Here is a 23924-nt window from a genome sequence, read left to right on the forward strand (position 1 = left end):
CTAACTTTAGAAGCATCCTACGGTTGTCTAAGGACGACTGGGAAAAATCCCGGTCGTCCTTGGAAACACTTTCATTCTTTATTGCAAAACAAATTTTCCATCCTTGATTTGAAGTACGATGAAGTTACTTTCTTTTAACGTCTTGTCTGGAGCAAAGGTAACTTTGCCAGCCAATCCGGCGAAATCCTTAGTATCGGTCAATGCTTTAATAATAGCCTTACCATCGGTGCTCCCAGCCCGTTTTAAAGCGTCAGCGAGCAGGTTAATACCATCATAAGCCAGTGGGGCATATGCTCCTGGAGATTGATTGTATTTAGCTTTATAAGCATCGGCAAATTGTTTCGCTGCAGGAAGATAGTCTGCAACCGGCGGTGAGAGCACATACGTGCCTTCTCCAGCGGCACCGGACATCTGAATAAGTTTTGGATCGCTGCTTCCGTCTCCAACGACGATGGAACCTTTATAGCCACCTTGACGCAATTGTTTGATTAAAAGCGCTCCATCTGCATAGTATGCTGTCCAAAATACGAGGTCGGCATTTTTAGATTTTAAACTTGTAACTAGAGAAGAGAAGTCCTGCTCTCCCTTAGTAGTAACGTCATGAGAAACAACGGTATTTCCGGCTGCTTTCCAAGCTGTCTCAGTCTGCTTGGCCAAATCGGAGGAATAAGCATCCCCTTGTTCCACGATGGCAACTTTAGCAGCACCCAATTTTTTGAAAAGTTCAACCGCTTTTTGTGTCTGGTGTACCGCTGTTCCATTGATTTCAAAGGTATTGCCGGGATTTTGTTCGGCAATCTTTGAAGAGTTAGCCGCCTCAACGATGAATGGTATATTTTTCTCATTGTAAATTGTTAACGTTGGGACAACAGCACCTGAACAATAACCGCCAACGATCGCTACAACCCCTTCTGAGACTAGCTTATTGGCTGCTGCAGTCGCTTGCTGCGGATCGCAGGCATCATCACCGGTAATGGTTCCTAGAGTCTTACCATTGATACCGCCTTTGGCATTTACTTCATCCACAGCCATTTTAACGGCATTCTCCATGTCTTTTCCATAAGTAGCCTCAGATCCAGTCATTGGCAAAGGCACACCAATTTTAATGTCTCCGCTGCCAGCTGTTGATTGTGAATTTGGCGTACTAGGAGTTGACGCACTCGATTGCGTACCGCATCCTGTGACTATGACTGAAAAAGAAAGAAGTGTCACTGCAAGCATACTGAGAAACTTTTTGGACATTTTTAATTACCCCTCCTCATTTCGTATGTAGTTACCCTTAATTCTTTCGTCCCACGCCTCACCTCCTATTTCCGGATCCAACTTATAAGTGCCAAAATTAAACAAAATGATTTCAACAAACACTTTGATCCGGTCAGTTAAGTAAAAAATGAAACACCGAATGACCTTCTGGAATTAAACTTGGTAAAAAGTTCACATCTCCGAATTCAAACCACTACTAAGAGAAATCCTTAAAGAAGGTAAAGGCACCGCAAAGAGCAGTACCAACAACGAAGTTTTCATTTTTTTTTGAGGCTAGGACATTCAATCTACACTAGTTCAAACGTTTCCTAAATAGGGATAATTTGGTTATTTGTATCCAGATAGCATATCAAATCTTTAACTACAAATCATTGTTACGCCAAATTTTCAATGAAAGTGTAACACATATCTATAATAACTCATTCTTTTTTTAACTATGATGATATAGTACCGATACTTACTCTGTCAATAATTATACTGTATACTCGTTGGCTAATTGGATTGTGTTATATAGAAGCTACGACTTCCGAATCAAAGGGCGAGATTCTTCCGTCGGAATATAACTCCGGCCAATAGAAAGACTATCCCTGAGATTGAACTTAATTCAATACATTCCTTAGTTGGCAAGATCTTTTCTTGCAGGACTTCTTGAGGGCGAAACATCCCAAACGGCGTAAAACACTTAAGTCCGGAAAATCGGTCGCTGAGACATGATACTACATCAAGGCCGTAAAAAACGACGCTTAGGGCGCTTGCCAAACGAACAGGCTCTTCCTCTGAATCGAAGAGCACTCCAAATAATAAGCTGTAGGCACTAACCACTGAACTTAAGCACAACCCCAAAATTCCCATTCGAAAATATTGCCACCTGGGTATCTTTATGTCAAAGAAGGACGTTGCAGTATACAGTCCTCCCAGAGTAGCACCCGTTACTAAAGACAGCTCCGTTAAAAGCACTCCGATTTGGGTGTTTAGAATTTCTAAACGTGAAACAGGAGAGGATAAAGGGTAGGCCATAAAACCTTTTTTAATCATATGAGTTACCAAGGTATTTGATGCACTTATTCCATAGACAGAAATAAGCAATGTCCAGAGCCTTCCTAATAACTGCGCAGAAATATAGGCCTCATAGGACATATCTACCTCTTCTCCTGTAGAAACCCCAAACACGCGTTTAACCGGATCAGGAAAACATTGGGGTATATCCTCTATGACGGGAGACTCGACAAGAATAGGATAAACCCAAGTCACAAGCCATTCATAGAGAATTAACCCCATTGAGTAGCCCATGACTTTTTTACTCTCATGTTTGAGCATTACCCAATATAAGGCGTCATTCATTAAGGTCACCTCTGCGTTTTTTAACACTCGTCAAGTATTTTGGCAAAGAAATAGTGAGATGTTCCTAAGGGCATCACCGAAATATTAACGTCCCTAAAACCAGTTTGCTGCAAAATTGACGTAATTTCTTGTTCGGTTGGCAGTCCCTCAAATCCTTGATGGCAAGCTAAAAAGAAACTCATTAGATTCTGGGGAAGATGTGTCCTAAAAACTCGAACCGGGTCACCCTTCCGCACTGCCGTTAATATCCCGACTTGCCCTCCCGGGGCCAATAACTCTTTAATACGCTCTAACAGTTCAACCCTCTGCTCTTGGGTGAAATAATAAATACTGTTATTTAGAAGACAAAGATCATACGGCCCAGATTCTTTGAGAAATTCCACGTCTCGATTGCCCAGAGCTAAGATATCTTGGCACAGAATATGAATTCTCCCTTCGAATTCTCGAACCCGTTCCTGGGCACGGTCGGCGACCACGGGATTCACCTCTAGACCCACACCGTGGAGCTCTGGAAATTCATTGGCCAGCTTTTTCAGATATCGTCCTTCCCCACAGCCGAGATCCAAGACCTTTTTCCATTGTTCCTTTTGACACTTAGTGCGTAAAAAGGGCCAAACAAATGGTTCAGACGCCATGGAAGCTTTGGAAATCAATTCATCCTCCATATCGGACTCGATCGTTAATTTTTCTTTTTGTCTAGTTATAAGGCGTGGGAGTTCGGCAAAACCGGCAGTCCAATGTCCCATCAATTCTTTATATAAGGCTTCTAAACCAAGGTTTCTATATTTATTCATGGCCCTCGCCAATTTCGTAGCCTGGAAGCAACCGTTTTTTTTCGTGAGTAAATCCAGATAATGTGCCTGCTCCAACCAGTGTTCCATTAGGTTTTCATCCCAGTCTGGATGTAACGTCATAATATCGTCTAAACTGCTTGCAGTTTCCATCTCTGCCCAAAGATTTAATTCTAAGCCAGTTTGAGCTACCCATAAAAAGCCCAGATACTCCATCAAACTTGTTGTTTTCGCAAGCAATGCTAACATACCTACGTCCAAACATCTCACTCCTCTTGGTTACATTCATGTTTCTCAAATTAAACGTGAAGGTCTTTCCTCGCAAACGTATATCGAGACAGCCCCCAAAAAATCGTCGAGAGCGCCAACAATAACACCGTTGGGCGGGTAGGCACCTCCCCCTCCAGTGCCTCTTGGGGACGAAACCAACCGAAGATGGTTAGGTTTTTGGCCCACGAAAACCGATCATCAAGGCCTGAAAGGATATCGAGGACATACAATGTAAACGTCACACACGCTGAACTTAAGATCACGTACTCTTCATTGCTAAACAATGTTGAAAATAACAGACTATACGAACCCACTGTAAGAAACAAGGCAAAACCTAATACTCCCAGATAGAGGTAGTGCTTTTCATCCAGAGAGATTGCAAAGAGTCTCGCCCCCCCAAATCCCCAGTTCTGTAAGAAGCATCATAAGGACCAATCCACTTATCATAACTGTGACTTGGGTTGACAACACATCTAAACGCCCCACCGGAGAGGAAAGCAAATAGGCCATCCCTCCCTCGGAAACGAGTTGCGCGACTAACTCGTTGGCCGTACTTATGGTGTAAATCCCCATCACCAGCATCCAAACCTGCCCGAAGCATTGGCTGGAAACAAAGGACTCAAAACGGCTGAGGGTACCATCCGAAGTTATTCTAAAAACACGCGCAAGTTTCGGTAAATTCTCCGATAGTTTCGCCATACCTTTAGACTGAGACAGCGTCGGGAAAACTCCAATCAACAGAAGATTATAGAGCGTCAGTCCGAGGGCATAACTGATCGTTTTTTTGCTTTGCCTCTTAAACATGGCTCGAAATAATGCCCTGTTCAAAATCGTCTCCCCTTTCGTAAAATAACATAAACGCTTCTTCCAATTCCGTCATCTTCTGAGTAAATTCTTTAACTTGTACTTGAGCTAAAACCCTCAAAAGCGGATTCAAATCCCCCTGAATCTCAATTAACACTTGATTCTCTTGGATTAAGGCAACTTCTAAGCCGCTCTGACAAATAAGTTGGGCTTGTTCCGAAGTATCTACCGTGATTTCAAAGGTCCGATGCTGTTCCTGGCGAAGTTTTTGAATTTGCTCAACAGTAACCAACTCCCCCGCCCGAATCATTCCTACTCTGTCACATGTCCGTTCAACCTCTGGAAACATGTGCGATGAAATCAAAATTGTCTTACCGCGTTCTTTTTCTTCCAAAACTAAGTCGATAAATACTTTTTGCATAAGAGGATCGAGGCCTGACGTTGGTTCATCCAAAATCAAAACCTCTGAATCCAACATCATAGTATTAATAATTCCTAGCTTTTGTTTCATCCCTTTAGACATTTTTTTTATAGGCTGCTTCAGATTGAGATTCATTCTTTCAACCAAGGCCTCACGGCGTTTTCTAAAAACTGACCGGTCTCCGTGCATCCCAGCCATAAGATTTAAAAACTCAATTCCTGACATTTCTTTAAGAAAATTCATTTCTCCAGGAAGATACCCCACCAAAGCTTTAACATCCTTAGAATTAGACCAGCAATCTAATCCTTTAATCCGAGCATATCCTGCATCCGCTTTTATGAAGCCCATCAGATGGCGGATCACCGTAGTCTTTCCTGCGCCGTTTGGACCTAATAAACCAAATACTTCCCCTTCCTGAACATGAAAGGTTATCTCTTTAAGCCCGACTATGCTGCATGTTTTACCTCTCGTATTTCTGACTCCAGCTTTTGTATAGACTTTTGACAGGTCTTTAATCTCGATCATGCTTTTAACACCCTCTTAAACGTCAGAATTTTATTGAGCCAATACCCGATCGCAAAATGCTCTATGACCAGCCGCTTACGGAAGGGTTTGACTAATTCCGCTAAACTCATGGTAGGATCAAGATCATGAATTATTCCTTCAAGGGTTAAAAGAGACTTTCCCAATAAGACGAACTCAGGCGGAAGATCTAGTTCGTGTCGCAAGGCTAAATTCATACAATCATCCACAAACTTATGAAGAGCTACTTGACCGATGGGAACATCTAAATGTTTCCTATACATCTCGGCTAGATCCTGGCTTAAACTCTGGAACTCGACATTTTTGGGGGTCAATCCCAATTGCAGCAGGGCCTTTGTCATTGCTTTGATATTACGTCGATTCAAGGCGATGATTAAATTAAACAACTTACGTTTCATCCCTGACGTCAAATTTCCAACAATCCCAAAGTCAACAAAACCAATCTTTCCCTCGGATAAAACCATGATGTTTCCGGGATGAGGGTCCCCATGAAAGACACCATCTCTTACAATTTGCAGGAGCAAAGAGTGACTGAGAAGTTCAGCGATTTTTTTGCCGTCATAGAGAGCCAAAATTTTCTCTCGATCATTGAGTTTTATCCCCTCAACATAAGACATCGTCAGGACACGTCGTGTTGTATGACTCCAGAAAATGCTAGGGAAGATGACCTGAGGGTCCTTCACAAACCCCTTAGCGATCGTTTCAGCGTTTTTTCCCTCACGAAGATAATCTTGCTCATGTTCCAGCCAACGTGAAAACTCTCCCAAAATCCCCTGTAGATAATAATTCTTGACGTTTGGAAAACGACGCTCTACTAATGGGATAATTTCTTCAATGATCTCCAGATCTGTCTGAATCACTCTGGCAATACCTGGACGCTGTACTTTGACTGCGACTGGTTCACCTGATTTCAACAACGCATAATGGACTTGACCAATTGAAGCAGCGGCTATGGGAGACGGATTAAAGTCACGGAAAAGTGCCTGGAGCGGGGCACCGAGTTCCTGTTCGACCGTTCGTCGTATAACCTCATAAGGAACCTGGGGTACCCTGTCTTGAAGTTTTTCCAATTCTTTGATGATGGGCCTGGGGATAATATCGGGTCGTGTACTGGCAAATTGACCTATCTTTACAAATGTTGGGCCTAGTTCACTTAAAACCCGTCGAATACGTTGCCCTAAACGGGTCATGCCTACCTCTGTTACCCCTTGATTTCCCAAGCCCATATTCTCCAGAAGAATAAATCCAAATCCATTGCGGATAAGCACGGACAAAATCTCTTGATACCGGCCGAAATGTCGAAAAATCTTTTCAAGCACGGGAAATGCGCTCCTTTTTAAGGCTTTAAAACACTTTCCTAAGAAAAATCTTCTTACACAGGCATAAAAAGTGATGGTCTATAATATTCCAAAATATACCATAGTGCCCCTATTTTTAGAGAACTCTCAAAATAAAACCAACTCATGCAACGAATCACCTTGAGATAAAGAAAACTCGGCTGGTGCCCGAAGGCACTGCCTTAGCACTTGTTAGCCTTGAGCAGGCGGCCGCCTTAGTTGCCCTTATGCGCTGGCCATGGATGGCCAAGTGTCCCTGAAGCCAAGGATGGCGAGAAGGGACCTTCAGAAAGTATACAACGAAGTTATACTTTCTGACAGTACAACGATAGACCGAGATTTGTAAGCACTTTACAAGAACTCGGTCTATGTCTTTTAAGACTTATTTACTTAAAAAAGACCTTCTGGGCACATACAAATTTTCATAACGCTGTAGTGCTCGAATAGCGGTCAAAGCAGTTGTCAACGGCTCTTCATAGTTCCAGCCTTTAGCATAGATTCCACGATAGGAGGGCCTGAAGGAACCATCATCATTTTGAGTACTGAGCAGGTTTTTGATTCCCTTATTCGTCACATCTTGGGGAACGGCTTTGGCATACCTCCATAATCCAGATAAAGCCAGACCCGTTTCCACTACCGAACCCCAGCCTCCATCATTCTTCTGAGCCTTGATTAAAAACTCCAGTCCTTTTCTCCGGGCCATTAAAATATTGCGCGGAATAGTCCAATGTTCCCAACTAATCTTCCATTTGCTGAGGAGCTCCAGCACTTGAGCTGTACTATATATACCTCCCTCAAACCAGGATGCTGGAAAAGCCCCCTGCTCGTCTTGCTGAGACAGAATCCACTTTAATCCTCGCCAAATCGATTCATCCTGTGATCGCCCCGGCCGCCATAATGCCTCCAGGACGTGGATACTGACATCAACACTCGGAATATAGACAGGAAACTCTGAGGAAATGGCCGGAGGTATCCCTCGGAAACTAGGAAATGTCCCCCAGCTTCCGTCAGAGTTTTGCAAGCTCCGCAACAGCCTATTTCCTTCAGAATTCTCTTCGCCAATTTGATGCAAAGCAATGATAGCAACTGAAGTATCATCTAAATCCGGATGAGTATGTGGAGGAGTGCTGCCATAACTTCCGTCGGAATTCTGCCCTTGCTTTAACCACGCGACCGCTTGATTAAGCCAAGGGTAATGTGCCGGTCTTTTCACGGCTTCGCCAAAGATGCAGACCGCCCAGCCCATCACCCATATTTTAAGTTGGTCAAAAGCAGGCCATCCACCACTCGGGTACTGTTTGGATTCCAGCCACTGTCCAGCCTTTTCTACCCGGTCCATATTCCCGCTTCGGCGCAAGATCCCCAAAATGCCTAAACTCGTTGCTACAATGTCCTCAGCCCAAGAACCGTCAGGCATTTGGGTTTCTAAAAGGTATTCGATTCCTCTTCTAATACCTTCTGGAGAGTCTGAGGCTAGGAGTGAGGCCGCTACAACGACCGGTCGACCATAAAGCGGCAGCTTGGCAAGAATACTCTCTTCCAGAATATTGGGAAGTACAATTTCCTCTTGTGTCGGTCCTTCCAGACCGGGAACTACCCTTTGACCTAAGGATAAAATCATTTCAGAAAATTGGCGAGCCTGAGATAAGAGTCTTATTTTAGCCTTCCAACCACCTTCGCTTCCTTGTAAAACCGCAGTAACAATTTTGATGATTTCTTCATCAGGCTGATCACCGGGAAACTTTCCCCACCCTCCGCGACGATTTTGCCATAACCACTGAGTTCCTAGCTTCTGAGAGTTCTCAAATTTTTTCCCGGCTGCAAGCAAGGCAAGCGCTGCTAGTGCTGATGCGCCCGGACTCGGAGATACCCCATGCATTTCATCAAGATTTCCCGCCAAAATTCTTTCGACACCCTCAACGACATACTCCCTTGCTTTCACAAGGCTTTCGCTGACTTCACCTTTTAGCTCCATAGCACCGTCTCCGTCCTCCAGTTTAAGGCATCCCATAGTATGATTTATGTTGGAGGAAGGATAATCGTTCCATATGCGGTTTTCGTCTTAGTGAAGGCAGCTGCCTGAGTTGCACTTATACTAATCAGAAAGTACAACAAAGGTGCTTTCTGATTAATATTAAAAAGGTTTTCCATTTGCGCAAATGGAAAACCTTCATTAAATGTTTACTTCTTCAATTTTGCCAAAGCATCTGCTAAAGCCGTATTAATCATAGATTCATTGCTTTGCTGCTTTAGATAAGAGCTAACTTCTTTTTTATTGACGGTTCCCTTTTCAGACTCTTTACGTTTCTTAAAGGCAGAAAGTTTTTCACGATACCCGCAAGCGCAGTAAAACAGTTTGTTTTCTCCATCTCCCCGGATCTCCATCTTTTTGTGACATTCTGGGCAGCGAGCATTTGACGTTTGGGTAATTCCTTTCCTGTAGCCGCATTCCCGGTCTTGACAGACATACATCTCGCCCTTCTTGCCCTTGACTTGTAAAAGGAGCTTCCCGCAATTAGGACACTTTGTTCTCGTTAAGTTATCATGCTTAAAGGTTTGGGCGCTGCCATTGACTGTTAAAACAAGTTGAGTCGCATATTCCCTCATTCCGCTTAAAAATGCCTGAGGTTTTGCCCGACCCTTACCTATCTCGTTCAACTGTTGTTCCCATTGGGCGGTTAATTCCGGCGACTTAAGTTCAGGTGGAACTAAGCTGATCAGTTGGATTCCTTTTGATGTGGGGACAATCTCCTTGCCCTGGCGATTCATATAGAATGAATTAAACAATTTCTCGATGATCTCGGCACGAGTTGCCGGAGTCCCCAAGCCATGACTCTGCTCCATCACGTCGCGCAGATGCTGGTCTTCGATTAACTTTCCAGGATGTTCCATGGCGGAAAGCAACGTAGCCTCAGTATGTCTCGCAGGCGGTTTCGTTTTGCCAGCGTCGAGCTTAAACGCTAAATTTTCCAACCTATCTCCGAGACTAATTTCCGGCAGGGTTTGGGTGCTTTGCTCCGTTTCCTCAGAGTCATTGTCCACCTCTGAGTGAGATCCTGAAGAAACGTTTTTCCACCCTTTACTTAGGACAATTCTTCCTTTTGTCGTGAAAATTTCACCGTTAATTCTTACCCTGATAATTGTTTGCTGATATTCAAAGGCTGGTGAAAGGACCGCTAAAAACCTCCGTACAATTAAATCATAAATCTTGAGCTCCTCGGAACTAAGCCTATTTAACATAGCGGGTTGTTCCGTAGGGATGATCGCATGGTGATCCGAGACCTTGGAATTATCAACAAATCGTTTGGTGACGTTAGGTTTGTTTCTCAAGATCGTCCGTGCTAAGTCTACATAGGGACCCTGAGCGACGCTTTTTAGGCGTTCAGGAAGTGTCGCTACAATATCATCGCTGATATAACGGGAATCTGTCCGGGGATAAGTTACCAACTTATGATTTTCGTAAAGCTGCTGCATGATGTTAGACGTTGTTTTAGCAGAAAAACCAAATCTCCGATTAGCATCCCGCTGCAATTCTGTCAGATCATAAGCTAAAGGAGGCAGTTCTTTCTTAGCCTCTTTTTTCACTTCAATGATTTCTCCGGAGTGTCCCGTTGTTTTAGCCAAAATTCCATCCGCTTTGGTTTTATCAAAAATTCGGGTTTGCCCGTTTTTATCCTGCCAACAAAGGGCAAAGGTTGGTGCCGAAGCGATAATTGACCAAAAATCTTGAGGAACGAACTGCTTAATTTCCTTTTCCCGCTCAACAACCATAGCTAAGGTAGGAGTTTGTACTCGCCCTGCAGAAAGTTGCGCGTTAAATTTACAAGTAAGCGCACGTGTGACATTTAAACCCACCAGCCAATCCGCCTCAGCACGGCATTCTGCAGCAGAATATAATGCTTCAAAATCTTTTCCTGGCCGCAAATGGTTAAATCCGTCCCTGATCGCCCGCTCAGTTAAGGATGAAATCCATAACCGTTGAATTGGTTTTCGCCAACCCACTTTTTTAATAATCCAGCGGGCCACTAACTCGCCCTCACGCCCGGCATCCGTGGCAATAATTAAATCATTGACCTCTGGATTCCTCATTAAATTCTTGACAATTCCAAATTGCTTAGATGTCTCCTTGATGACGACTAATTCCATTTTGGGTGGAAACATCGGCAGATCTTCAGCTCTCCAAGTTTTATAGTTTGCATCATACACTTCAGGATCTGCCAAGGTTACTAAGTGCCCTAAAGCCCAAGCTACGATGTACTTTGGCCCGATAAAACATCCGTTTCCCTTCTGAGGACAGTTTAAAATCCTTGCCACCTCGCGACCAACCGAGGGCTTTTCTGTTAATACTAACGTCTTTCCCATGTCATACTCCTATCATATTAAATATACAAGGACATTTAGGAATGAGGTTCTTCATTCCGCGAACCTCGGACCTGATAGTTCACAATAATTACGCCAAGTGCCACAAGCACTAAAGCAATAAACATATTCTGAGTCAACCGTTCGCCCGGAATAAACAGCACTGCTAAAAAGGCACCGGAAACAGGTGTCATAAACTTATAGACACTAATTTCTCCTGCTTTATTGTATTTCAGTATAGCATACCATAAAGAAAAGGCAGTCGCCGAAAGGAAGCCTGAATATATAAGCAGAAGAACAGCTTTATTCGTAAATATCATAGTCTCAGGTTTTAAGCCTGGCAACCCAACCGCAATTAAAAGCAAGGAACCCATAAGCATCTGCCAAGCTGTCATTACAAAAGGATGGACTTTCTTCGAAATACGTTTCGCTAAAATTGTACCCAGAGCGCTGGCAATTCCAGATAAAATCATAAACCCTTCGCCCTGCCAGGAAAAATCCAAGCTGAAATTCTGTCCAGAATTAATGACGATAATCCCGGCAAAACCTGTGATGAGTCCAATAACTTTACGCCAGTCCATCCGATCATCTTTGTACACAAAGTGGGCTAGAATCACGACAAAGAAAATACTCGCGGAAGAAAGGACGGCGCCTTTCATTCCTGAAGTATGCGCTAAACCATTATAAAAAAAATAGTATTGCAAACTAATTTGCAACAAGCCTAAGAGAAAGAGCTGACCAAAAACCTTCCCGTTAACCTTTGGGGACTTTCGAATCCCAAAGATAAGTAAGATGAAAATTAACAAGCCCGCTAGAAAAAACCTCATTCCAGCCAAGACAATAATCGCCGCCTGATCATCCGGCGCAATTCTAAGCTCCGCATAGCTGATTTTTAATACGGGGAAAGCGCTTCCCCATAATACCGCACAAAATAGTGCAATAGGAATAACGAGATATTTTCGTTGCAAATAATCTCCTAGGACTAGCTTTTTTTCCCGGGTAACATCCATGCATTTATTCCTTTCAAAAGTTATCTTCCATTTATCAATCTTAATGCTTCTTTAATCAGTGGTCAAATTTCCAAAAAGAAAGAACCTTCGGCAGGTTCTATGCAAGAGATACCATAAATTATTTCGATGAAATCTCCTTTATTGAATAACATCAATCCACTGTCCGCCTGTTAGCTCCTCTAAAACATCCACTGTTAGCTTTATGGCTGTGTTAGGCTCGCCGGCTGCAGGAAAAACGTGAGTGTAGGCTTTCAAAGAATAGTCCAGATAGACAGGTATTGGTTGTTTTAAACCAAAAGGACAAACACCACCCACAGGATGCCCTGTCACAGCCACTACTTCCTCAGATTCAGGCATCTTCGCCTTTCCTTCAAAAACATCCTTGAATTTTCTATTGTCTAAGCGTTTATCTCCAGCCATCAGAATCATGACAAAGTGATCTTTCACCTTAAATAATAACGATTTTGCAATCTCCCCAGGGGTTACATTGAGAGACTCAGCCGCTTTAGTAACCGTACTGGTATCCTTAAATGTTAAGATTTCAATATCTTTTCCGTTCTCTTTCAAGAATTTCCTAACAACTTCAACTGACATAAGCTTCCTCCTAATATTCAGCAACACATAAATCTTCATTCAGACAGATAATTGCTTTGGTGTACATTTTGCGATCGATAACAAATTGCATATTTACCTGACGTAAGGATTGAGAGACACATTTTATATTAATATCGTTCTTAGCCAAAGCATTGGCCGCTCGGGCAAGAATTCTTGGCATTGCAATATTTGACCCAATAACACAAACAATGGCTGCTTCTTGAACTGTTATTGTTTGATAATTCGCTTCCAATTCCGTAACCAGTTGGTCATTTAAATCCGACTCCCAGATTACGAGAGAAATACTATTGGCATTGGTCGCTTTCGTAATATAACTAATGTTATGCTCTTTAAACTTCTTCATAATTTCATAGTCAAAGCCTGCTTCACCGACCATTAAGGTGTCATGAATCTCTAGAACCGCTATTTTGTCAGACCCGGCAACAATTTCTATCCTGGCTTTAGGACCGATATAGTCTTTAGAGATTACAGTCCCCGGATGGCTGGGTTCAAAGGTATTCTTAATACGCAGATTTATCCCCGCTATTTCTAGTGGTTTGGAAGCATTGGGGTGAATAGCCTCCATTCCAATATCTGCAAGTTGGTCTGCCACATCATAATTCGTTCTTCCAACCGGAATGGCCTTATCAACACCAACAATTTTAGGGTCTGCGGAGGACAAATGATACTCTTTATGAATAATTGCTTCATCTGCTTGGAGATGGGTAGCAATTTTGGAAAATGTGATTTCAGAATATCCTCGTTCATATTCCCTCATGATTCCTTCAATGCCTTTAGTATAACCCGTTGCTACAATGATTGCTTCATAGGGATTGACATTTTTGAAGGTCCTCTTTATACGGTCACTAATCGACAGTTGTTTGGGGTCTCGGAACCCTGTTAAGTCGACAAGTTCGGCAGGAATTCCTCGATTACGCAAAATATTCACGGTATTAAACGCTGAATGAGCCTCTCCGATGGAGGCCAACAGTTCTCTTGCGGCCGATAAGATACTTCCGCGCTCGACATAACCGGAAGCAATGATGTCTTCCATACTGCTCAGATAGGCTTTCGTTTGATTAATTCGTTCCAACAAGAAGTCACGGCATACTTGATAGTCTAAACCAATCTCAACAAAGGATTCGTTAATCTGAAGTGCCTTTTCCAATAGCTGATCTATAGAAGACTCATAGTCTTCCCCTTTAATAAAATGTTGATAAACCCCAGGGGCTTTTGTTTTTTTATCCTCGAGCAACCAATTTGTCATCCCGGCGTAGGCAGAAACTACAAAGACCCTTCCATATCGGAAACCTTCAGCGCCTGGATGACCGATAATATCGTTAAGCACATTTTGGAATTGAGACATAGATGTTCCACCGATTTTTTCCACAGTTAGCATAGTAAATACAGGACCCCTCTTCTTTCAACTTCAAAATTATTGACACTATTCCTGAAACTAAGTCAGCGGAAAGCACGCGTAATTTAGTTATACCTCCATCAGCTACAATTGTCCACCCTTTAGAAACTGTCCCCATAATTTCATGAACTCATCCCTGCAGCAATCACTTCCATAAATTAGGACTTTTGCCACTTGCATTGTTGCTCTCAAGAGTATACGATATACGCTAATACTAGTACCTTCTAAAATAAAACAAAGAGAAAGGAAGCTACGATATGCATTACCGTAAATTTGGTCGTTTAGACTTTCAAGCTTCAATTCTAGGATTTGGCTGTATGCGTCTTCCTATCCTAGAGGGAGACCCGAGTAAGATCAATGAACCTGAAGCGATCTCCTTAATCCGTCAGGCGATTGATAACGGGGTAAACTATATTGATACCGCCTTCCCGTACCATCAAGGGCAGAGTGAAATCCTTGTGGGAAAGGCTTTAAAAGACGGCTATCGAGAAAAAGTCAAACTAGCTACAAAGCTCCCTATTTTTCGCTGTCAGGGATACGAAGACTTTGACAGAATCCTGAACGAACAATTGGAAAAGCTCCAAACAGACCACATTGATTTCTACCTCTTACATGGCCTAAGCAAAGCCACCTGGGAAAAAGCCAAAAGCTTTGATTATAAGCGTTTTTTGGAAAAGGCTCTGGCCGATGGACGAATTAAGTATGCAGGTTTTTCGTTTCATGACGAATATCCTGTTTTCCAGGAAATTATTGATGCCTACCCATGGACCTTCTGCCAAATTCAATATAATTATATGGATACTGAATTTCAGGCAGGCACTAAAGGGCTGAAGTATGCTGCTGAGAAAGGCTTAGCTGTCATTGTCATGGAGCCGCTCAAAGGCGGAAAACTTGTCAAAAATCCCCCGTCCTCGATACTTGAACTTTGGGACAAAGCCGAGGTTAAACGTTCGCCTGTTGAGTGGGCTTTGCGCTGGGTCTGGAACCACCCTGAAGTCACTCTGCTTTTAAGTGGAATGGGCACAAAAGAACAAGTCGAGGAAAACTTGCGACTGGCCAACGCTGCAGAACCTAACACTTTAACAAACCAAGAGCTCACTTTAATAGAAGAAATCAAAAATAAGTACTTATCCCTAAACAAGGTTGACTGTACCGCCTGCGGTTATTGTCAGCCCTGCCCTTCTGGTGTAAACATACCCAATAATTTCGCTCTTTATAATGATGCCCACATTTATGACGACTTCGGGTCTTCCCGTTTTGCGTATAATACATTCTTTACGCCGGAAAGTAAAGCCTCCGCCTGTATCGAATGTGGTGCTTGTGAAGAAGTTTGTCCTCAGCAACTTCCCATTCGAAACCATTTGAAAGAAATCCAAAAAGCCTTTGAACAATAGTCTGGTCCACTGAGAGAAGTTTGGCAAAAAACATAGGGTTGTAACGAGGCTTAATGAAAAACCTGTTACAACCCTATGTTTATATCTTTCCCTGAAATTTAACTCTCCAAAACAGTTAATTCCTAATCTCTGTTAAAATAACGACTTGAATTGGCGAGCATAAACAGTGGCTTCTGGAGATAATCGACCGGATAAAGATCATCCCTTGCGGAGATAAGGGCCATAATTCTCCCCACTTTGGAGATGGGGTCAACGGAAAGAATTACAAAGGCATCTTTTTGGGAAGTTAAAGGATAAATCACGTTATTCTTATCTAAAACATCCAAATAAGCATCTAGGGTAAGCACTCTAAAATCTTGGTTTCGCCATCGTACATCGTAAAGTTTAAAGGCTTGATGAGCCACGAGAGGCAAGAGCATTTCCTCCGTCAGATAAAGCTCAATTCCCATCATGTAACCCTCACCATCGAGATCATTCCAGTATTCACAGTGAAACACATTGTTTACAGCTTCTCGGTAGGTCTTTACCGCTAAACGCATTTTACTCAAGATTTGGCCCATACCCAGCCATTTGATTCTTGGGATACTGAGGCTTTCGATGTCATAATAAAGTCCAATATCGCTTTCCTCGAGGGTATACTCAACAGTTGTCTCATTGGGCATCAGGTAAATATAGCCCATTTGCATATTGTTGTCGCAAGTGATAAGCATGACACATCTCCCCCCAAAGCTTCATATTCTAGCTTGTCTATCCTTCTACATTCAGACTCATATATCCTGCAATTGCCAATGAGACATTATCACGCTGATATAACAGGATATGCTAAAAAGCAGTCGTAACTTCTTTACAAATAGAATATTCGACCGATCCTGATAAAGAAAAATAAACCCAAGCCGACGGTTGCCTTAGTTACATTGATATGAACAAGCTGGCAAATACCCGATTTCTTTTCAAAACATTGATTGCAATAAAAATTCGCAAAAAATGGTGACCCTTGCCATGTCAAGCTTTCTGACTGGTATAATAATAGTACAATACAAAAGACTCCCTTTCTCTATATGAAAGAGAGTCCTTAAACCGTTGAATTATCATTTTGCAATTATTGGGAACTTGAAACAGCCTTTTCTAACGAATCCTCTCTCTCTACAGGATGATAGGGTACACTTGTTACTAAAATACTTTTTCGAAAAAGCAACATAAGTTTCATTAATTGCCCCGTCTGATTATGAAGGATATTATGCCATAGTTTTTCAGGAACGTATTCTGGAATTGCAACGGTTATCGTGTCAAAGTTTCCTTTCTTCTCAACTTGGTCTATATAATGCAAAAAATCATGGACTGTAGCTCGATAAGGAGACTCAACAATTTCAAGAGGAATTTCAATATGGTGTTCTGCCCAATGTTTTAGCAATTTTGCAGTACGGCGAGGGTCTGAGGCTATATGAACAGCCGTTACTTGAGGCGTAAGGGCATAAGCATATCTCAAGGTTTTTAAAACGATTAAGTTTAGGTCATAAACGGGAATAATTATTTTATTTTTATAATCTGCTAATTCAACGTGGGCTCTTCTCCGTTTTACTTTAGTTACATAGCTGCGAAAGGTTTCGGTGTCCTCACGAGTAACCTCAACATCTTGTATTTCACTTTGATATACAATTCGGATCGTCCGAAACATCAAAACAAGCAACGGCATGATCACAAGGATAATCCAGGCACCTTGGGTGAACTTCGTTATAACAAAAACAAGGAGAACCAGAAACGAAACGATTCCTCCAAAGCTAAAAATTGCAAGATCGGACTTCCATTTTCCGCTCTTTTCCATCCATGTATTTTTCGCAAGACCTGCGCCTGTTAAGGTAAAAGAGATAAAGACTCCGATCGCGTAGAGAGGAAGCATCATATGGGTATCCCCATGAAAAACAATAATCAGCAAACTAGAAACAAAAAACAAGGTCCAAATCCCAACGCTATAGACTAGGCGATCTCCCAAGTTTTTGAAATACCTTGGTGTATATCCATCTCGGGCCATTAAACTTAATAAAATCGGTAACCCGGCATAAGGTGTACTTGAGGCAATAATAAGGATAGCAGCGGCAGTCCCCATGAGCACGAAATAAGGAATGGTTTTTCCAAAGATGATCAAACCTAATTGATTTAGGATGGTATTTCCTTCAGATGGAATGAGATGGTAGGAGCCGGCTAAATACGTTAAACCTATCAAGCCGGAAGAAACAATAATCGCAAGAACTAATAAGGTGTTAATGGCCCGTTTTTGAGCAGGGTTTTTGAAGGCTGTTACTCCGTTACTTACCGCTTCGAACCCTGTCAAAGCCGTTGTGCCACCCGCGAATGCCCGAGCTAAAATAAACCAAGTCATCCCACTTGCAGAAGACGTGGCAAGATGCTCTGTTGATACCGCCGCAGGTGTTACGCCATGCGCTAAAATTTCAACCAAACCAGTACCAATCAGAAGTAATAATGTTAAAATATAGAGATAAACTGGGATTGCAAATAATTTGGCAGATTCCTTTAAACCCCGTAGATTGACCCACGCCATAAACATGATGATTAAACAATCTGCTATGACTTTGTGTTCAGTTGGAGCAAGCCAGGGAAAAATACCTGTTAAGTTTTCTATCGCCGAGCTAACACTAACTGCAACTGTCAATACATAGTCCAGCGTTAAACTCGCCCCGGCAATAAGACCAAAGTTTTCACCGAGATAAGCTTTGGCAATAGTATAGGACCCGCCACCTTCCGAGTATTTCTGAATTGCTTTGCGGTAAACAAGGAAAATACTGATCACTAACACAACAATGGTAAACGAAACTTTTAAAATATACGCATAGCCCAAGGAGCCGGCAAGAAGAAGGACATATAAGATCTCATCAGGTGCATAACCTTGAGAAGAAATAATGTCCGACCCGAAAACTGGGATTCCGCCACTGACACCTAATTTTGTCTCTTCGGCATTTTGAGTGGCCAAAGGATGGCCGAAAATTGTGGTACGCAATCTTAACCATAATAGTCTATTGTTATTTACCATCGTAAAGGCTGCCCTCTCTTTTCCTTCGGATTTAAAAACTGTTTATGAGGAATCCACCCGCACTTATAGAAATTAGGGGTCGCGAAAATTGGATAAATTTTCTCCTACCTAGGCAAGAATAAAAGATAAACCTATTTTTCAATCTAAGTCTGCAGTGTGGAAAATATTAATCAAATCAAATTCCACTTGAAACCTCATTTATAATAGTCAGCTTAACTCGCTGAACCTCTCTCTTTGAATTATGCCGCTAAAGGAGTAATTTCATGCCTCAATTTTCAATTTCTGAACAACAGATCATGGACTTGTCTGATAATGATCGCGTTTATAAAAAAGGAATCACCTATTTCTTAACAAATCGGGTTCGGAATTTCAGCGTTACCCCAAGCAAGGGTATCATCAGTGCCTCTGTCATCGGCGGTTTACGTTATGATGTACAGCTAGCCTTTGAAAAAGAGGGTTCTCTACGCTCATATCGCTGCACTTGCCCAGCTTTTACAGACTTTCCAGGTGCCTGCAAACATGTGATTGCCGTCTTGAAAGTCGTTCAGAAAAAATCGGCAACTTGGTCCAGCCCCTCAACCCAGAATCGGGTCGTTGAAAAACTCTTACAAACCTTCTCCAACCAACGCCAAGATTTTCAGTTAGAAGAGCTGACGTTAAATCTAGAACTCAGTATCACCATTGGATACCGAGTATCTGCGCATGTACAATTTAAACTAGGCCTTCAGCGTCTCTATATTGTTAAGGACATCGGGCAATTGCTTACCTCCATCAAAACAAGTCAACCTCTCGAATTTGGCAAACAATTCACCTTAGAACCGTCTCGGCAAACTTTTAAACCAGAAGATCAGGGGCTAATGACGATGTTAAAGGAGATGTATGAACAACACACTTCCTTAATCGAAATGCAGGGATCTTTTTATACCTCGAACCCATTCAATCAAAAATCTCTGCCGTTGTCCGGCTATTACCTGACAAAGTTTTTGGATTCCTTGGGGGATAAAGAATTCCTCTGTAAAGTAAATACTTCAAATCCTCAAAGCATCCGTATTGTTCGTGAAGATCTGCCTCTCGAATTTTCCCTTCAATCTCAGGATCTAGATCTAGCTCTAACCTTGGAATCTCCTGAAATACCCCTTCAATTGACGCCCGACGGCTGCTATTATTTGTACCATCAAACAATTTATCAAGTTTCCTCCCTCCAAAAGGAACTACTCCCCTCCCTTTTGGAGAGTCTGAACAAAGAATTCGGAACAGACTTAGTCATTCCAGCCGCTCAAAAAGAGTTTTTTGCCTCTGAGGCGTTACCCTTGATCGAAAAGCTTGGCACAATCTCAATTGACCCGATTCTGGAAAACAAATTCAGTCAAGAGGTTCTACAACCTAAAATCTATTTTGATCGCGCTGATGCTGGAGTCATAACGGCTCGTATAGAATTCCATTATGGGAATATCGTTATCAATCCTTTTTCTTCAACTCGAGAAACCATCAATGACTTCCAAGATGACTCTATCCTTATTCGTTCAATCACCCAAGAACGCAAAATTCTAAACATTTTCGAACAAGCGGACTTTATTGTCTCCAAGGGCATCATCTACCTTGATGACGATGATAAAATCTTTGAATTTGCCGCAAACGGACTGCCTAAGCTTCAAGACCTGGCAGAAGTATACTATTCTGATCAATTTAAACTTAAAATTCGTTCGGCACCAACTTTTTCAGGGCAAGTCCGCTTAGATGAAAGCCTGGACATCTTAGAAATATCCTTCTTATATAACGACATTGACCCCAGTGAATTAACCGATATCTTTCACTCTTTGCATCTCAAGAAAAAATACCACCGCTTACGCGATGGTTCCTTTCTTGATTTGAAACAGCCGGAGTTAACCTCTATGGCTCAACTCCTTGATAATTTGAATCTCGATATAGAAGACTTTGATCAAAAACTACTCAATCTGCCGAAATACCGGGCTATGTATATTGACAGTTTTCTCCGCCATGCAAATCTGCCGGGCATACAACGCAATAAAGCCTTTAAACAACTCGTGCAAAGTATCCTTGAACCTCAAGATGGGGAGTACGAAATCCCCTCTGAAGTAAGCTCTATCTTAAGAGATTACCAGAAAACAGGGTTCCAATGGTTAAAAACTTTAGCCTCCTACGGCTTAGGCGGTATATTAGCCGACGACATGGGCTTAGGCAAAACACTGGAGGTTCTCTCTTTTATTCTATCTGAAAAAACAACCTTTGCTGCTCCAGCCCTTGTCATCGCCCCAACTTCCTTAATCTATAACTGGCTGGCGGAAGCTCAGAAATTCGCCCCCTCTTTAAAGGTTCTTGTCGTGGACGGAACCCCGCAAGAAAGGCAAACCCAAATTGAAAGTCTAGGACAGTGGGATCTTGTAGTAATCTCCTACCCAATCCTTCGACGTGAAATTGATAAATTGGTCGATTTCACCTTTTCTTATTGTTTCCTAGACGAAGCTCAACATACGAAAAACCCACAAACTCTCAATGCCAAATCTGCTCAGCAAATCCAAGCTAAAGGATATTTTGCCCTAACAGGAACCCCTATAGAAAATTCTCTTTCTGAACTATGGTCTCTCTTTAATTTCATCATGCCAGGTTATCTCCTAAGCTTTCAGGATTTTCGTAAAAAATTTGAGATACCTATTGCGAAGGGAGAAGACTCTACACTCAAAGAATTGAGCAGACACGTTAATCCTTTTATTTTAAGGCGACTCAAGAAAGATGTTCTCAAAGAATTACCGGATAAAATCGAAACGCAGCTTTATGCTCCTCTCACTGAACCCCAGAAGAAATTGTACCTTGCTTATTTACATGAAGCCAAAGGCCAGATAGCACAGGAACTAGCCACTGTAGGCTTTAACAAAAGCCACATTAAAATCCTGGCAGCACTAACCAGACTCAGACAAATTTGTGGTCACCCTGCCATGTTTCTCGATGATTATTCAGAGGAAAGCGGAAAAATGCTTCTATTGCAAGAAGTTCTCGCCGATGCCTTAGACAGCGGGCACCGAATCCTTTTGTTTTCCCAATTCACAACCATGCTTGATATCATTCAAGAATTTCTGACATCTCAGGGGATTGAGCACTTCTATCTCTCTGGTACGACGAAAGCCGCTGAACGATTAAAAATGGCCAACTCTTTCAACGCCGGAACTGGTCAAGTCTTCTTGATCTCTTTGAAAGCAGGAGGTACTGGGCTTAATTTAGTTGGAGCGGACATGGTCATTCATTATGATCCTTGGTGGAATCCAGCAGTGGAAGATCAAGCCACTGACAGGGCTCACCGTATCGGTCAAAAAAATGTTGTTCAGGTAATTCGACTCATTGCCCAAGGTACCGTCGAAGAAAAAATCAGCGCCTTACAAGCAAAGAAAAAGACCCTCGTCGATTCAGTCATTCAACCAGGGGAAACTCTGCTTTCCAAATTATCTGAAGAGGAACTAAGAGAACTTTTCGACTTGACGTAGGCCCTTAGGGCAGAACAGGAAAAACCACTGAAAAAATTGTTCCATCTTTGCCGGTTTTAAAGTTAAAGATTGCTTGATGACGCTGGGCAATTCCAATAGAGATTGCTAATCCGAGGCCGGTACCTGTCTCTTTTGTAGTAAAAAACGGAGTTCCGATCTTTTCTTGAATTTCTGGTGGAATTCCAGGGCCTTGATCTTGAACAGTCAATACAACATTATTCTCTGTGAGCAATGTGCCGATAACAACTTGACCGTTTTCAGGTGTCACTTCCAAACCATTGCGTACTAAATTGAGAATAAGTTGTCTAATTTCATTTTCGTTGATAAGAATATTCGGTATCTCATTAAGCTCAATGGCTACTTCTTTATTGTTATGAAAGGCATCCGCCTGAAGCATGGGAAATACTTTATGAATTATCTCATTAAGATTTTGCAGCCGGGTATTATCCGAATTGACCTTTGCGAGAGATAGAAATCCCGTAATGATATCATTAGCCCGATCTATCTCAGATATCATTAAATCCAAATTACCCTTTTCCTGTTCGAAAGTTGGCTTAGAAGCGAAGATCTGCAGAAATCCTTTGACTGTTGTTAATGGATTTCTAATCTCATGGCTGATACCCGCCGCTAACTGACCAATCAAATTAAGTCTTTCTAAACGGTTAAATTCCCTCTGCTGTTGCTTTGACGCTGTGATATTTCTGAAGAAAACCGTCAATCCATCCTCAAAGGGATAAGCGTGGTATTCATAAAACTCATCAGGAGAGGTAAAGCCCTCTGCCTCCCAATGAATGGTCTCTCCTTCTGCCATGGCCTCGTGCAATTTTTTATCGGTCAAGGACCCTAAAATCTGCGGGAACACTTCCCATAAGCTCTCTCCCAAGATAATTTTGTCAGGATAAATTCTTTGAGTCTCAGGGTTCACAAACGTGAACCTATACTCACAGTCTACAGCAAAAAAGCCGTCGGAAATTCCTTCCATGATTTTTGTTAATTTTGATTTGGAAGATTCTAATTCTTGATTTACTTTTTTCAAATTATCAGTGAAGTATGCAATCTTATCTAAGATGGGATTTAGTTCAGGAAGTCCATTATTGAATTCATTGCTTTTATCGACTTCTTTATTATCAATGATCATTTTACAAAAATAATCTAAACAAAGTCCGATTTTCTTGAAATCTTTTCTCAATATAATAATAATTAATGCTGAGAGAGTTAAAAGAAGAATAAGAATTCCATTATACTCATTATAGGAATTAAAAATCATACTATCGTTTTTTGCATATAGCCAAATATAACCTACAGTATTTTCTTTATAATAGATTGATATTTTGCAACACATTTCATTTTCATTCAATTGGTGAAATCCTACATTAGACTTTTTTATTTCCATGAGGCTGTCATTTAAAATACTAATACTGTTTTTGTTTTTAATTAGATAATTTGAATCTATGTCATAATAACCCACACAGAATATCTTATTCTCAAATTCTGGTTGAATTATAGTTCTTATTCTTTCTTTTTTCTGTTCATCTGTTAAGGAGTAGTCATGTTTTAGACTCTCAATGGTTCCTATTTTAGATTGAATATCTGACTTTATATCTAATGACTCCAATAATAAATCATTCATCAATTTTGTTTCCTGTTTATCCCAATAAATTCGTCCATATAAAATTAAAAATAGTATAATGAATGCCAAAATACTCACTGTTACTTTAAGCAAGGTAGAATTAATAATAGATTGTCTAGTAATTATTTTTTTCAGTTCAAACATCATTATGTAATCCTCCAAGAGCCTAAAATTCGCTCCAAGATTTTAAAGATTTATTCCAAAAAC

17 protein-coding genes are annotated in these 23924 nt (G+C 41.7%); 2 read left to right on the plus strand and 15 right to left on the minus strand.

Annotation, left to right across the window (positions count from 1 at the left end; translation table 11 throughout):
* Window positions 1–78: 78 nt before the first annotated feature.
* The 12 genes from VZF35_RS07895 to VZF35_RS07950 all read right to left on the minus strand — a co-directional run bounded on the left by VZF35_RS07895 (window position 79) and on the right by VZF35_RS07950 (window position 14132).
* The gene (locus VZF35_RS07895; protein ID WP_407312550.1) at window positions 79–1242 is read right to left on the minus strand and encodes a branched-chain amino acid ABC transporter substrate-binding protein; all 1164 of its coding nucleotides are present in this window, start codon (window positions 1240–1242) and stop codon (window positions 79–81) included.
* A 552-nt stretch (window positions 1243–1794) separates the two neighbouring features.
* Entirely contained in the window at window positions 1795–2604 is an 810-nt protein-coding gene (locus tag VZF35_RS07900; protein WP_407312552.1) for a hypothetical protein, read from the minus strand.
* Window positions 2605–2624: 20 nt separating this feature from the next.
* Window positions 2625–3665, minus strand: coding sequence for a class I SAM-dependent methyltransferase (locus VZF35_RS07905; RefSeq protein ID WP_407312554.1), 1041 nt, complete (start codon window positions 3663–3665; stop codon window positions 2625–2627).
* Window positions 3666–3694: 29 nt separating this feature from the next.
* Complete coding sequence (locus tag VZF35_RS07910) at window positions 3695–3907, minus strand: hypothetical protein (protein WP_407312556.1); 213 nt, start codon at window positions 3905–3907, stop codon at window positions 3695–3697.
* Between the two features lie 121 nt (window positions 3908–4028).
* The gene (locus tag VZF35_RS07915; protein ID WP_407312558.1) at window positions 4029–4469 is read right to left on the minus strand and encodes a hypothetical protein; all 441 of its coding nucleotides are present in this window, start codon (window positions 4467–4469) and stop codon (window positions 4029–4031) included.
* On the minus strand, window positions 4462–5415 hold the full coding sequence (locus tag VZF35_RS07920) for an ABC transporter ATP-binding protein (RefSeq protein WP_407312560.1): 954 nt from the start codon (window positions 5413–5415) through the stop codon (window positions 4462–4464). Before VZF35_RS07920 ends, VZF35_RS07915 begins: the two co-directional genes overlap by 8 nt.
* Complete coding sequence (locus VZF35_RS07925; protein WP_407312562.1) at window positions 5412–6752, minus strand: ABC1 kinase family protein; 1341 nt, start codon at window positions 6750–6752, stop codon at window positions 5412–5414. The genes VZF35_RS07920 and VZF35_RS07925 overlap by 4 nt, the downstream gene beginning before the upstream one ends.
* Before the next feature lie 400 nt (window positions 6753–7152).
* Entirely contained in the window at window positions 7153–8745 is a 1593-nt protein-coding gene (locus VZF35_RS07930; RefSeq protein WP_407312564.1) for a prenyltransferase/squalene oxidase repeat-containing protein, read from the minus strand.
* 206 nt (window positions 8746–8951) lie between these two features.
* Window positions 8952–11132 carry a DNA topoisomerase III gene (locus VZF35_RS07935; protein WP_407312566.1) on the minus strand — a complete coding sequence of 727 codons (2181 nt, stop codon included), beginning with the start codon at window positions 11130–11132 and terminating at the stop codon, window positions 8952–8954.
* 35 nt (window positions 11133–11167) lie between these two features.
* Window positions 11168–12139 (minus strand): DMT family transporter, encoded by a 972-nt coding sequence (locus VZF35_RS07940; protein ID WP_407312568.1) that lies wholly within the window; start codon window positions 12137–12139, stop codon window positions 11168–11170.
* Window positions 12140–12277: 138 nt separating this feature from the next.
* Window positions 12278–12733, minus strand: coding sequence for a YbaK/EbsC family protein (locus VZF35_RS07945; protein ID WP_407312570.1), 456 nt, complete (start codon window positions 12731–12733; stop codon window positions 12278–12280).
* A 10-nt stretch (window positions 12734–12743) separates the two neighbouring features.
* Window positions 12744–14132 (minus strand): aspartate kinase, encoded by a 1389-nt coding sequence (locus tag VZF35_RS07950; protein ID WP_407312572.1) that lies wholly within the window; start codon window positions 14130–14132, stop codon window positions 12744–12746.
* A gap of 275 nt (window positions 14133–14407) precedes the next feature.
* Between VZF35_RS07950 and VZF35_RS07955 the strand changes: the two genes are divergently transcribed.
* Window positions 14408–15544, plus strand: a complete 1137-nt coding sequence (locus tag VZF35_RS07955) for an aldo/keto reductase (RefSeq protein WP_407312574.1) — start codon at window positions 14408–14410, stop codon at window positions 15542–15544.
* A gap of 122 nt (window positions 15545–15666) precedes the next feature.
* On the opposite strand, the gene VZF35_RS07960 is transcribed toward VZF35_RS07955, so the two are convergent.
* Together VZF35_RS07960 and VZF35_RS07965 are read right to left on the minus strand one after the other, a co-directional pair.
* Window positions 15667–16254: a hypothetical protein gene (locus VZF35_RS07960; protein WP_407312576.1), complete on the minus strand. Its 588-nt coding sequence runs from the start codon at window positions 16252–16254 to the stop codon at window positions 15667–15669.
* A gap of 389 nt (window positions 16255–16643) precedes the next feature.
* Window positions 16644–18590 carry an APC family permease gene (locus VZF35_RS07965; RefSeq protein WP_407312578.1) on the minus strand — a complete coding sequence of 649 codons (1947 nt, stop codon included), beginning with the start codon at window positions 18588–18590 and terminating at the stop codon, window positions 16644–16646.
* 263 nt (window positions 18591–18853) lie between these two features.
* Between VZF35_RS07965 and VZF35_RS07970 the strand changes: the two genes are divergently transcribed.
* Window positions 18854–22087 (plus strand): SNF2 helicase associated domain-containing protein, encoded by a 3234-nt coding sequence (locus tag VZF35_RS07970; protein WP_407312580.1) that lies wholly within the window; start codon window positions 18854–18856, stop codon window positions 22085–22087.
* A 4-nt stretch (window positions 22088–22091) separates the two neighbouring features.
* On the opposite strand, the gene VZF35_RS07975 is transcribed toward VZF35_RS07970, so the two are convergent.
* Complete coding sequence (locus VZF35_RS07975) at window positions 22092–23864, minus strand: two-component system sensor histidine kinase NtrB (protein ID WP_407312582.1); 1773 nt, start codon at window positions 23862–23864, stop codon at window positions 22092–22094.
* Window positions 23865–23924: the final 60 nt, after the last annotated feature.

Origin of the sequence: Desulfosporosinus paludis (assembly GCF_045689965.1) — a bacterium.
Classification (GTDB): Bacteria; Bacillota; Desulfitobacteriia; order Desulfitobacteriales; family Desulfitobacteriaceae; genus Desulfosporosinus; species Desulfosporosinus paludis.